General features: G+C 68.0%; 7 protein-coding genes. 6 read left to right on the top strand and 1 reads right to left on the bottom strand.

Going from position 1 to position 12,836, the window contains the following annotated elements; genetic code table 11:
- On the bottom strand, positions 1–786 hold a 786-nt coding region (locus tag ACTHLF_RS12890; protein ID WP_440327748.1), incomplete at its 3' end, for a hypothetical protein.
- A 143-nt stretch (positions 787–929) separates the two neighbouring features.
- On the opposite strand from ACTHLF_RS12890, the gene ACTHLF_RS12885 reads away from it, so the two are divergent.
- The 6 genes from ACTHLF_RS12885 (at position 930) to ACTHLF_RS12860 (ending at position 12,789) form a co-directional block, all read left to right on the top strand.
- Positions 930–1,847 carry a 5'-nucleotidase, lipoprotein e(P4) family gene (locus ACTHLF_RS12885; RefSeq protein WP_440327747.1) on the top strand — a complete coding sequence of 306 codons (918 nt, stop codon included), beginning with the start codon at positions 930–932 and terminating at the stop codon, positions 1,845–1,847.
- A gap of 242 nt (positions 1,848–2,089) precedes the next feature.
- Positions 2,090–3,058 (top strand): hypothetical protein, encoded by a 969-nt coding sequence (locus ACTHLF_RS12880; RefSeq protein WP_440327746.1) that lies wholly within the window; start codon positions 2,090–2,092, stop codon positions 3,056–3,058.
- Positions 3,059–3,075: 17 nt separating this feature from the next.
- Positions 3,076–5,685 (top strand): glycerol-3-phosphate 1-O-acyltransferase PlsB, encoded by a 2,610-nt coding sequence (plsB, locus tag ACTHLF_RS12875; RefSeq protein WP_440327745.1) that lies wholly within the window; start codon positions 3,076–3,078, stop codon positions 5,683–5,685.
- 103 nt (positions 5,686–5,788) lie between these two features.
- Positions 5,789–9,019 carry a dermonecrotic toxin domain-containing protein gene (locus ACTHLF_RS12870; protein ID WP_440327744.1) on the top strand — a complete coding sequence of 1,077 codons (3,231 nt, stop codon included), beginning with the start codon at positions 5,789–5,791 and terminating at the stop codon, positions 9,017–9,019.
- Positions 9,020–9,038: 19 nt separating this feature from the next.
- Entirely contained in the window at positions 9,039–9,818 is a 780-nt protein-coding gene (gene ubiE, locus ACTHLF_RS12865; protein WP_440327743.1) for a bifunctional demethylmenaquinone methyltransferase/2-methoxy-6-polyprenyl-1,4-benzoquinol methylase UbiE, read from the top strand.
- A 115-nt stretch (positions 9,819–9,933) separates the two neighbouring features.
- Complete coding sequence (locus tag ACTHLF_RS12860) at positions 9,934–12,789, top strand: hypothetical protein (protein ID WP_440327742.1); 2,856 nt, start codon at positions 9,934–9,936, stop codon at positions 12,787–12,789.
- Positions 12,790–12,836: the final 47 nt, after the last annotated feature.

Genomic DNA, 12,836 nt, shown 5'->3' with positions numbered 1-12,836 from the left:
CAGCCCGACGATCGTGATAGCCGTGTTCGACAGCAGGTTGCCGATGACCGGCAGCAGGCCGACGATGAAGGTGATGACGATCAACGTCTTCGTCAGCGGCAGGTGCTGGCCGAACAGCGGCAGCACCACGACCAGGAAAATGGCCGTGAACGCGGTGTTGACCAAGGAGATCTTGATCTGGGCGAACACGATGTTGTGGAACGCATCGGCGAGCCGCGCGCAGCGCAGGCCGAGTTCCGCGGCGAACGGACCGATCTGGTGCGTGGGCCGCGCACGGCTGAGCGCGACGAACGCGCCGAGGACCAGGCCGAGCACGATGTGGACGAACACGCGCGCCGCCTCCTTGCCCGCCAGCTGCAGGGTCACCGCATGCGAGCGCACCCAGTCGAGCGCCGTGACCCTCAGCGCATCCACGCTCTCCGGCAGCATGCCGACCACGGTGGGAGGCAACTGCTGGCGGGCGCGCTCGACCATCGGCATGAGCTTGTTCTGCCACAGGTCGGCCGGGTTGCCGATCTCGGTGCGGAAGAAGCTGATCGCACCCAGGATAAGCAGGGTCAACAGGCCGACCACGATCACGCCAACGAGGGCGACGGCCAGGATCCGCGCGCGTTCGCCCGACAGCCGGCGGCCCATCAGCGGCGCAACGGAGAGCACCACCTCGTAAACCAGCAACCCGGCAAGCAGGGCCGGCAGCAGGCGCAGGAACATCACCAGCAGGAGGGCGACGCCAGCGAGGACATAGCTGGCGATGCGCACGGCGCGGGTTCGGGTTTCGGCGTCCATGGCAGGCTCGTCGTGGATGAGGCCGCAGTCTGTCAGGACACGGGGTGCGCGCGCCATAGGCGTGCCGCCGTCGTCACCCTGTCGTAAACTGCCGCCACAATCGCCGGCCCTCGGGCATTGGCGCCCGACTTTCAGGGGATCCCATGATGAAGTTCGCCCCGGCCGCGCTTGCGGCCGCCCTCGTCCTCGCCGGTTGCGCATCGGCGCCGCACGCACCGTCAGCCGCGACGCCCGCACCCGAAACCGCAGCCGCAGCCGCGCCGGCGCCCGCCGCGAAAGGCCCGGCCGCCGACGACAACCTGAACGCGGTGCTGTGGTCGCAGACGTCGAACGAGCACGACTTCATCTACATCCAGGCGTTCCGCAACGCGCAGGAGAAACTTCTCAAAGCGAAGGCCGACCCGACCTGGGATGCCCTCGCCAAGGATGACCGCGCCGCGCATCCGTCCCTCAAGGGCCTGAGGCCCGCCGTGGTCCTCGACGTGGATGAAACCGCGCTGGACAACTCGCCCTACCAGGCGCGCCTGATCCGCTCAGGCGGCGAGTACAACGAGGCCGAGTGGGCCGCGTGGTGCCAGGAAGAGAAGGCTAAGCCGATGGCAGGCGCCGTGGCTTTCACGCAGTTCGCGGCAGCCCACGGCATCGAGGTGCTGTACATCTCCAACCGCGCGAAAGACCTCAACGACGCCACGCTCGACAACCTGCGCAAGGCCGGCTTCCCGGTGGCGGGCAAGCAGTCGTTCCTTGGCCTGGGTACGTTCGTCGAAGGCTGCGAGCAGGCCGGCACCGAGAAGGGTTGCCGCCGCCAGCTGATCGCCGGCAAGTACCGCGTGCTGATGCAGTTCGGCGACCAGATCGGCGATTTCGCGAATGTCTACGGCAATACCGCCGAGGGCCGCGCCAAGGCCATGGCGCCCTATACGGCCTGGATCGGCGAGCGCTGGTTCGTCCTGCCGAACGCGACTTACGGCAGCTGGGAACCCGCGCTGTTCGATAACGACTACACTCTGCCTCGCGAAGAGCGTCGCCAGAAAAAGATCGACGCGCTGCGAGTCAATTAAATCAATCATTTAGGCATAGTTTCCTGACGTATTGCTTTAGCAATGTCAGGCAACTATCATGTGCCTCGCCGAAACCTGCGGTGCCGAAAGCAAAGCAGGCAAGGCCATTTCCCTTACCGGCTTCGGGCCGGATAACCCCGTGAGACGATTCGTCTCCGGGGTTTTTCTTTATGGGGCGCCACTTGCCGCCCGGCCGCGCCCCTCGTAACCTCGCCATCCCCCGACGTATGGACGACGCAGCCATGAAGCGCTTTCACCCCACGGCCTGGGTGCTGGTGTTGGTACTGGCGCTGTTCGCCGGCTGCAACCGGCACAAGGAAGCACCCGGCACGCCCGGCGGCGGTTCGCCCGAGGACGCGATGCGCGATTCGCTCGAACTGATCCGCGAAGGCAAGTTCGACATGTTCTGGCAGCACGCCCTGCCCCCGGCCGACTTCGCCGCGCTCAAGGCGGACTGGCCCCGCCGCAACGTCGCGGCTGAACCGGTCAACGACGATGACCGCGCGAAGTTCGAGAACGGCGTAAAAAGGCTGACCGAGCCCGATGCCGAGAAAAAACTCTATGCCGACCTGCGCCCGGCCCTGGTTCGCTTCGACAAGGAATACAAGGACCAGATGCCGCTGCTTACCGGCGTGGCCCAGTCGATGGCGCTCACCGCCATCGACCAGGCGAACGACCTCACCATCCCGCAGAAGCGGCAACTGCGCGAGGCCGTGAACGTCATCGCACCATGGGCGCAAACCGTGGGCTGGGGCGACCAGGTCAAGGCGAAGCAGGCGATCTCGATCCTGGTGGACACCGCGCGCAAGGCCCGGCTCAGCACGCCGGAAGCGCTGCACACGATGGACTTCAACCAGTCCATGGCCGCTTATTCCACGATGTGGCTGGGCTTCAAGAACCTGTTCAACGTGTACGGGCTCTCGCTCGACAAGAGTTTCGACTCGGTGAGCATCGATACGCTCGAGAACACCGGCGGCACCGCGCACGTCAAGATCACCTACACGATCCTCGACAAGCCGATCCAGACCGACGCCACGCTCGTCCTGCTCGACGGGCGCTGGTATGACAGCGACCTGCTCCAGAGCGTCCGCAACCAGCACGTGAAGCTGAACCCGCCTCCACCGCCCGCCAGTGCCCCGGCACCCGCGGCGACCGCGGTGGCGCCGCCCCACGACCCGGCCGCCCCCGTGGCGGCCGCGAAGACCCGCTAAGGCCGTACAATCCCACGATGTCCGAATTACCGATGAGTGCGGATCCGCACGTCCGCGTCGCCCGCTCCCCCTGGTGGTTCAAGCTGCTGGGGCGCGTCCTCGAGCCGTGGGTGCGCATCAAGCGCGACCCGGCGGAGCCCGCCGCCCTGCTGAAGAGCGATGCGGCCGTGTGCTACGCCATCGAGCGCGATGGCACGTCCGATGCGCTGATCCTGGAACGGGCGTGCCGCGAGGCCGGCCTGCCCAGCCCCATGCAGCTGCTGGATCTCCCTGGCCGTCGCCGCCGCTCGGTGTTCTCGCTGAGCCGCCAGCGTGGCTGGTTGTTCGGCCGCACGGACACACACGGGCCGAAGGAACCGATTGGCCAGCTCATCCGGGCGATCGAAGAGGACCCGACGCGCGATATCCAGGTCATCCCTGTGTCCATTTACGTCGGCCGCGCGCCCAACCGCGAAAGTGGCTGGTTCAGCGTGCTCTTCGCGGAGAACTGGCTGGTCGTCGGCCGCTTCCGGCGCATGCTGGCGTTGCTGCTGAATGGCCGCGACACCGTGGTGCATTTCTCCGAACCGGTGTCGCTGCGCAACGTGCTGTCGGAATCCCAGGGCCTGACCAACGAGCGCCTGACCCGCAAGATCGCCCGCGTGCTGCGTACGCATTTCCGCCGTATCCGCGCGGCGGTGATCGGACCCGACCTGTCGCACCGCCGCACGGTGGTCGACGCGGTGCTGACCGCACAGCCGGTACGCGATGCGATCGCCGCCACGGCCAGCAAGGAAAACATCAGCCACGCGAAGGCCGAGCGGCGCGCGCGCGATTTCGCGCTCGAGATTTCCGCCGACTACTCGCATCCGGTGGTGCGCTCCACCTCGTTCCTGCTGTCCAACTTCTGGAACAAGCTCTACGACGGCATCGCGATGCACCACTTCGACAAGGCCCGCGCCGCGGCGCCTGGCCATGAAGTGGTTTATGTACCCTGCCACCGCAGCCATACGGATTACCTGCTGCTCTCGTACCAGCTGCATCATTCGGGCGTCGTGCCGCCGCATATCGCGGCCGGCGTGAACCTCAACCTGCCCGTCGTCGGCCCGATCCTTCGCCGCGGCGGCGCGTTCTTCCTGCGCCGCAGCTTCAAGGGCAATGCGCTGTACTCCGTGGTGTTCAACGAATACCTGGCGCAGCTGGTCGATCGCGGCGTGCCGCTGGAGTACTTTATCGAAGGTGGCCGCTCGCGCACGGGCCGCCTGCTCGCCCCGCGCGCCGGCATGCTGGTGATGACCGTGCGCGCGTTCCTCCGCGCGCCGCGCCGCCCGGTGCTGTTCCAGCCCGTGTACATCGGCTACGAGAAGCTGATGGAGGGCAAGTCGTACGTCGGCGAGCTCTCGGGCAAGCCGAAGGAAAAGGAATCCCTGCTCGGCCTCATCCGCGGCCTGAAGGTGCTCCGCCAGCGCTACGGCCACGTCACGCTCAATTTCGGCGAACCGATCCAGCTCACGCCGATGCTGGATGGCGTGGCGCCCGACTGGCGCGAGACCACGGCTGACCCGGACACCAAGCCGGACTGGCTCAACGGCGTGGTGGATGACCTCGCCGAAAAGATCCAGATCAACATCAACCGCGCCGCGGACGTGAACCCGATCAACCTGCTCGCGCTGGCGCTGCTGGCCACGCCGAAGCACGCCATGGCGGAGAACGACCTGCTGGCGCAGCTCGAGCTCACGAAGGCGCTGTTCCAGGAGCTGCCGTATTCCGATCGCGTGACGATCACCGCCATGAACCCGCAGGGCATCATCGCGTACGGCGAGCAGATGGGCTGGATCCGCCGCATCCGCCACCCGCTCGGCGACGTACTGGTCACTGAGGGCGAACAGGCCGTCCTGCTTTCCTACTTCCGCAACAACGTGCTGCACCTCAATGCCGCCGCGGCATGGGTGGCGGCGTGCTTCCTCAATAACCGGCGCATGTCGCGCTCGTCGGTGGCCCGGCTTGGCCGGATCATCTACCCGTTCATCCAGGGCGAGCTGTTCCTGCCCTGGGATGACGAAGGCTTTGCGAAGCAGGTGCAGGACACGATCGATTTCTTCGTCCGCCGCGGCATCCTCGAAGCCTCGTCCGAAGGGCGCGTGCTGGAGCGCGGGCCGGGCCAGGATGATGGCGCGTACCAGCTGCGCGTCATCGCACGCAGCATGCTGCAGGCGTTCGAACGCTATTACATCGCCATCGCCGCGCTGGTGAAGAACGGCCCGCACACGATGTCGGCGGGTGAGCTGGAGACCGCCTGCACACTGACCGCGCAGCGCCTTGGCATGCTCAACGAGCTTTCCGCGCCCGAGTTCTTCGACAAGGCGCTGTTCCGCGGCTTCATCCAGAAGCTGCGCGAGGCCCGCGTCGTGTGGACCGATGAGAATGGCAAGCTCGATTTCAGCGATGCGCTGGAAGACATGGTGCGCGATGCGCGCGTCATCCTCGCGCGCGAAGTGCGCCACTCCATCCTCAAGATCACGCCGGGTGGGGACAACGATCGCGACCTCGATGCACGCCCACCCAGCGACCCCGGCGAAACCACGGCGGAGTCACTGCATGATCGTCACGTCGCGAACGAGCACGAACGTCACCACAGTCAGCACTGACGTCCGTTAGAGGGTTTCGCCTACACGGCGCAGGCGTCTTACCGGGCAGACCGGTGAGTTAGCCCTACCTAACCTTTGCGAACCACCACGCAAAGGAACGTCAATGGACATGACGCCGCCGCAGGCACCGCCTGCGCAGAACCAACCCGCCCACCAGGCCGCCACCGCCGCGTTCGAGAACCTCGTCGCGGCGCACGCGGTGCTTACCGCCGATATCGCCGCACTGCCGCCGATGCCGGAGGATCCCGCTAACGCGCCTGCCCTGCTGGCCGCCCTCGACGGCTATTGGTCCCCGGCGCGCAGGCAGGCTGCCGTCGAACAGGTGCGTAGCGTGGCCGCGAACCTCGCCACCCTGCGCCAGGCCGACGAGACGCTGGACGCCGAGTCGGCCGGCATGGTCCGCACGCTCGCGACACACCGCGGAGACGGCCCGGCACCCGGCATCGACGCGCGTTGCCCCATGTTTGCAGGCCGGCCGCTCGCCGGGAGCCTGGTCGTCGCCCGCCAGGGTGGCGAGGGCAGCGCGCTGCTATTCACCGCTGATGCCGGCTGGGAACGTTATGCCAGCCTCGATGCGCTGCACGACGCGTTCGGCCAGCGCCTGCGGGAGCGCATGGCCGACGATGGCGGCGTGCCCGGCATGGCACGCCGCCCCCTGGCCGCCGGGGCGCTACCCTCGGTGACCTCCGCAACATGCACCGGCGGCGCGTTCTCCGCGTACGTCGGTACCGCGCTCGCGGTGCAACGCGAGCGGGTGGCCGAGGCATGGGTAGGCTGGTTGGTGACCGCGACCGATCCCCACCGCGACATCGTGCTCCGCGATACCGTCACCGCCGAAGTGGCGCGGCCGCTGGTGAACGTGGAAACCCTGCTGGCACACCGGCATGCACGCCTGGTGAGGCTGGTGAACGAGGGACGCCTGGCGCAGGTCCCCGCCGAGGTCGCGAGCGGCTGGCAAGATGCCGCCGCGCACTACGCCGCCGTGCAGGAAACCTATAAATCGGTAAATGCGGGCATCGAAACACTCACCGCCTTCGCGGCCCAGGAAGCCGCGGCGCGGCTGGCGACCCTGGGGATCACGACCTCGCCTGCGGACATCTTCATCAAGGCGGACTACTGGCGGGACGCGGCCGTGCGCGTGCAGTCGCTCGAGGCCTTGTGCGATGGTACGCGACCCGCACGCATCGGCCTGCTGGATCTCGTGTACCAGAACATCGCATCGTTCGATCCGGTCCAGCTCAGCGCGGTTGACGCCGCAGGCCAGCCGCTGGCGGCATTGACGGACACGGCCATCCGCTCGCTTGTCCGCGACCTGGATCTCGCCACGCGCTACCGCGATCACCTTGTTGCCGCCTATCGCGACGGCGAGACCGCCGGGCAGCGCCGCGAGGCCAACACCACGCTGTTGCTCGCGCGCATGCGCATGCAGGCGGCGGAGGCACGCCTGTCGTACTACCTCCCGGGTGAGCCACGCTCGTTCCGTCCCGACCACGCCGAGCGCGGGTTCCGCTGGGTCGAGGCCGTGCTGGATGCCCCTTCGCCGGCAGGACGCGCGCGCGTGGACCAGCACGAAATCGTCGCGAGGCAGGTGACCTACCAGGGCACGCCGCTCAAGGACGTGCTGGAGATCGGCGTACGCCAGACCGAGGCCGTCCCGACCGTGGTGTTCTACACGCCCGACGCACCGGATGGCGTGGTGTTCCGCGAGTTCGACGATCGTGCCGAGGCCGCACGGCGCTTCTTCCATCACCCGTCGTTCCGCGAATACCTGCTCGATCGCCTGCCGAACGAATATGCCAGGCCCCAGGCGGATGCCGGCAACCGCGCATTCGCGGGCGACCACCTCGCGCACTGGGTGCTAGGGGCGCCCGTCGACGCCGCCTATACGAAGACGGCGGAGCCTTTCGCGCAACGCGTCGTCGAGGGCAACGTCCTTGAAGCGGTCTACGACACCGGCGTGCAGCAGGCGCTGCGCAACGTCGCCCTCTTCAGCCGCAGCGCCGAGGCTGCGAATTGGGAGTGGCTGGTCGAGTGGCCGCGGCGCCTGCTCTTCGACAACCTGGTAGCCAATGCGGTGAAGGGCATCGTCTACGCCCCCGCGCATGCCGCGCAGGCCTCCTGGCGGCTGTACGACAGCCTGAAGGAAGGCGACCATGCCCGTGCGTTCGTCGACTTCGCCGACTTCTACGTGGCATCGCTGGGGATCATCGCCCCGCAGACCGTCGCGCCTTCGGCACGGGGGCTGGTTGCGGCGCGTTTCCGCCAGGGCGGCAAGCTGGTGGGCGGCAGGCCCGTGACTCAGGCGGCCGTGGCGTTCGAACCCCGGTTTGAAGCCAGCCTCGTGCCGACGGGATCATCCGCGGGCACCGACGGCATCGTGATGCTGGGTGCCCGGCGCTACATCGAGCAGAACGGGAAAATGTATGGCGTTCGCTACGACAGCGACTTCGCCACCTGGCGGCTCGAGCGCCAGGGCGCCCCGCATGCGTGGGGCCCGGCCATTCGCCGGACCGAAGCGGGCACCTGGGCGTTCAACGAGGTGGGCCTGCGGGGCGGGAGCGGACGCGGGGCTGCCCGTGTGCCCGGCCCGCCCGATCACGCCAACGGGCGTCCGTTCAACCGCTATATGGAAGAACTCGAGCACGCCTTTCCGAACCCCACCGAACGGGAACTCGTTGCCGGCGGGATGGAGGCGGAGGCACGCAGCCTGCCGACGCCGGCCGTCATTACCGCCGCCCAGCGCGCGCGCTGGTCCGCGGCGGCTGAACGGGCCGCGGCCGCACAGGCCATCTCCACCCGGGAGCGCATCATCCTTGCGCAGAACCGCCCACTGGATCTCAGCCCACTCCCCCCGGCCCGCCCCGCCGCACGTCCCGTGGCGCCCGCCGTACCCGAACCGTTCCGCCGGATCGAGCAGGCGCGCGTCCCGGAGGAGATGTGGTACTACGGCCAGCTCCCCTTCCGCGACAGCCGCCTGCACCGCCAGCGCACGAACCGTGGTTACAACCCCCACTGGGCCCACCTGCATGGCGAGTGGCTCGGCGGTGGTCTCTATGGTGTCCGTGTCACCACCGTGCCGCCGACCGCTCCGATCGCCGATATCCAGCGGGCGGTCGGGAACCGAGCGTTGACGCGGTCTAGCACCTTCGCCATCCGGTTGCGTCCCCGCGACTTCCTCCAGCGGGAGGCCGCGCTCCCCACGGGCGCCAGCGTGGAATACATCGGCATCGATAGCGCCAACGGCACCAAGTACTTCCTGCGCCCGACCAGCGAGGCCTTCATCCGCCTCGACGCCAGCGATATGCAGATCACCCACCTCGGGCGCGAACCCTGATCGGCCCCCATGCTCGCCGATGGGCCGCAACCCCGGTACCATCGGCGGCATGGCTACCGACAAGACCACCCATTTCGGGTTTCGCGACGTCCCCGTGGCCGACAAGCAGAAGCGTGTCGGCCAGGTGTTCACTTCCGTCGCGCGTAACTACGACCTCATGAACGACCTGATGTCGTTCGGCATCCACCGGCTCTGGAAGCGCCACTTCGTGGCCGTCAGCGGCGTCCGCCGTGGCGATCGCGTGCTCGACCTGGCCGGCGGCACCGGTGATATCGCGGCCCTGCTCAAGCCCGTCGTCGGTGACGAAGGCGAAGTGGTCGTTGGCGATATCAACGCGGCGATGCTGGGCGTCGGCCGCGACAGGCTGACCGACCGCGGCCTGGTCGCTGGCCTGCGCTGGGCGCAGATGAATGCCGAGGCGCTGCCGTTCCCGGATGCCAGCTTCGATGCCATCACCATCGCTTTCGGCCTGCGCAACGTGACCGACAAGGAAAAGGCGCTGGCCGACATGCAGCGCATCCTCAAGCCTGGCGGTCGTGTGCTCGTGCTCGAGTTTTCGAAAGTGCAGAGCCCACTGCTGTCGAAGCTGTACGACGTGCACTCGTTCAAGATCCTGCCCCGACTGTGTCGCCTGTTCGCCAACGATGCCGACAGCTACCAGTATCTCGCCGAGTCCATTCGCAAGCATCCCGACCAGGAGACGCTGAAAGGGATGATGCTGGGTGCCGGCTTCGGCCATGTCGAAGTCCGTAACCTGAGCAATGGCATTGTCGCGATCCATCGCGGCTACAAGCTGTAGGGCTCGACCTACACCGCTTTACAGGAAACCTTGCGGCGTTGATGGCACCCGCCCGGCATAGCGGGTGGGGCCTTCAACGTAGGCTAGCCGGGACATTCACCATCCCGAGGCCGCCATGGATCTGCAGCCCCCGCAGGCACCGCCTGCCGCCGTTCAATCCAGCATCCAGAACCCTTCCGATATCCATGCCCGCATGGAGGCGACGCGTGCGTGGATCGATGACGCGCTCGCGCCGGAGCCCATCGTTCCCGACACGATGGATGGGATCACGCGCACGACGTTCCTTGCAGCACTGGACGCAGTCTGGAACGACACCGGCATCAGCGCGCTCGCCGACCGCTTCGCGAGCGTCATGCACGATGATGCGCTCCTCCGCCAACACGACGGCACGCTGTCCGCCGCGGAGCAGCAACGCATTGCCGCGTTCACCGCCGCGCGCGGCCTGATCAGCCCGCCGGGCGTGGAGCCGCGCGAGCTCCTGTTCTCAGGTGAGGTCTATGCGGGTGCGCTAGCCCTCGCCGGTGCATCCTCCGATACGCCGGCGCTGCTTTTCATGCCCGACCGCGGCTGGCAGGCATTCGCGTCACTCGATGCCCTGCACGGGGAACTGGAGCGGCGTACTCGCCATGAACTGGTAGCGCGCGATACGTTGCCGGGCCTGCGTGTCGAGGCGGTCGACCGCATGGTGCGCGAGGATCACTTCGTCACCTCGCGTGCGGCTCCGGCGGATGCCATCCGCTCCATGGCCCGCGCGGTGATCACCACGCGCCGCGCACAGGTGATCGACGCCTGGGATGCGGTCGCGCTCGGCGACAGCCCGGCAGGCGCCGCCGACGCCGTGCGCACGGCGCTCGACCTGCACCGCCATCTCGATGTCGACGCCATGCGCATCGATCGCCTTCAGCGCAGGCTGCTCGCCCGGCATGCTGCGCGGCTTGCCTCGGCCCCCGCCGACGCGCGCGCAGAGTGGCGACTTGAGGTCGACGCACTCCGGCGCGAGTACGACCAGGCGACCGATGCCCTGGACGCGAGCGGAACGGCTGCGCTTCCCACGCCACCGGGCGATACGGCGTCTCCCGACGCGATCCGCACCTATCGCCTTGCGCTTGCCGACGCGTTCGCGCCGAATGGAGCGGGGCGCATCCGCCAGCATGTCGCCGCACGCGTGCTCCGCGCGCGCGTGGCGGCTGCGTCCGCCGACGCGCGGCTGGACTATTACCTGCCTGCGCAGGCGCCGGGTTACATCGCGGACCGTGACGAACGCGGCCACGCGTGGATGCGCGCCGTGGTCGATAGCCCAGCGGCAGCAACGCGGCGGAAGGTCCAGGGCCATGACATCGTGGTTCACCAGTTCACCTACCGCGGTGCCGTGGTGGGCGACCTTTTCATCGTGAGTGCACGTCGGCGAGAGAGCGTGCCGCGCGTGATCCTCTACACGCCGGACGCACCCGATGGCCGCAGCGTGCGCGAGTTCGAGGACGCCGGGCAGGCGGCACGCGCCGTGCTGTACAACCCGCTGTTCGAACCCTGGCTGCTCGATCGCCTTCCCGCGTCGCATGCAAGGCTCGACGCGAATGGCGTTCGCCACTTCGATATTCCCGAAGAGGTACGTCGCAGCCGCTGGGTGCTCGCGCAGCAAAGCTCGGGCACGCAAACCGTGACCGCCGAGGTATTTGGCGAACGCGAAGTGACCGGCAACGTGTTCGAGGCGCTGCTTGCCGCGTCGGTATCACGCATGTCGCTTGACATGACCGATCTGGAATCTGCGCTTCGCGCCGCGGGCCCGGTCGCCCCGCTGCCGTTCGCCAGCGCGTTGGGCGATGTCGCCAACGGCACGTGGATGGTGCGCCAGTTCTTCGTGGACATTGGCCGTGGCATCCGCGCACTCTGGCGTACCGAGGATGCCTTGCGCGCAGGGGCCTATCGCGAGGCCTTCGTGGATGCGACCGAGGCCTATGTCGCGCTGCTGGGCGTCGTCCCCGCACTCCACGTGGCGGCGCGCCCCGCCGCGTACGTGCGCTACGCCGTCCCCGGCGGGATCCGCGCTCCCCTGGGCGGTGCAGCGCGTCTGGATCGGCGGTATGCGGCACCCGGTATCAACCTTGCGGGTAGCCGCCCGGATGCACAGGGCATCCACACGATCGGCGGCCGGCGTTACGTCCCAGACGCGGAAGCAACTTACGAAGTGCACTTCGACGATGCCCACGCCACCTGGCGTCTCACCCGGCCCGGCGTGGCGGATGCGCATTACACGGGGCCCGCCATCGCGTGGTCGCGTGCCGGCTGGCACCTGCGTACCGATATCGGCCTTCGCGGCGGCCGCCGTGGTCCCGACGTGTATCCGCCTGAACATCGCATCCGCACGGTCAGCGAGAGCGACTATGCGGATCTCACGATGCACCAGCGCGGTGAATTCGTGCGTGTGCTGCGCCAACGGCTGGGCGGCACGATGGGAGACGATCTCCACGCCGATGTGTTCATCGCCGCGGGCGCCCCGGTCTCGGTAGGCCCGCGCTTCTGGCATGCGTGGCGCAGCGCGCTGGAGGCCGGACGGCGCGCACCGCTCGTTCGGCCTGCCCCACCGGCGCCCCCGGTGGTCGCGCATCCGCCATGGCGGGAGCTGCTACCCGAGGCCTGGCCGGAAGCCGTGTGGTATCAGCCACCGGCTTACGCGCTGCCGCTGGATCATCCCACTGTCTACCTGCCCGTCGAGCGCGTGGGTGGGTCCGGCCTGTCGGGTGTGGCCGCGACGGGCCAGACACCCGCCGTCCCCAACGGCGGCACGGCCAGCCCTTGGGTGCGGATCAACCTGCGCCAGGTGCGAGCGGCAGGCGCGCCACCAGGCCGCCCGGCGCTGCGGGTTTTCATCGATGACAGCGGTGCCCAACCGTCTTACCTCGTTCGTGGCAACACGGATGCGCAAGGCACGTTCCTCGTGCTCCAGCCCGGGCAGTTCCTGGCCGGCCCCTGACGGGCCACAAGCCCCCATCGCACTACATCTTCCAACTCCCATCACAA

The organism is Luteibacter sp. (assembly GCF_051958795.1).
In the GTDB taxonomy this organism is placed as follows: Bacteria; Pseudomonadota; Gammaproteobacteria; order Xanthomonadales; family Rhodanobacteraceae; genus Luteibacter.
Note: the sequence above shows the minus strand (reverse complement) of the source record. Positions and strands in the feature narration are given on the sequence as shown.

What these genes read in the sequence shown, in the direction of transcription:
- ACTHLF_RS12860 (WP_440327742.1), top strand. Translation starts at nt 9,934, where the DNA reads ATGGATCTGCAGCCCCCGCAGGCACCGCCTGCCGCCGTTCAATCCAGC.
- plsB (WP_440327745.1), top strand. Translation starts at nt 3,076, where the DNA reads ATGTCCGAATTACCGATGAGTGCGGATCCGCACGTCCGCGTCGCCCGC.
- ubiE (WP_440327743.1), top strand. Translation starts at nt 9,039, where the DNA reads ATGGGCCGCAACCCCGGTACCATCGGCGGCATGGCTACCGACAAGACC.
- ACTHLF_RS12885 (WP_440327747.1), top strand. Translation starts at nt 930, where the DNA reads ATGATGAAGTTCGCCCCGGCCGCGCTTGCGGCCGCCCTCGTCCTCGCC.
- ACTHLF_RS12880 (WP_440327746.1), top strand. Translation starts at nt 2,090, where the DNA reads ATGAAGCGCTTTCACCCCACGGCCTGGGTGCTGGTGTTGGTACTGGCG.
- ACTHLF_RS12870 (WP_440327744.1), top strand. Translation starts at nt 5,789, where the DNA reads ATGGACATGACGCCGCCGCAGGCACCGCCTGCGCAGAACCAACCCGCC.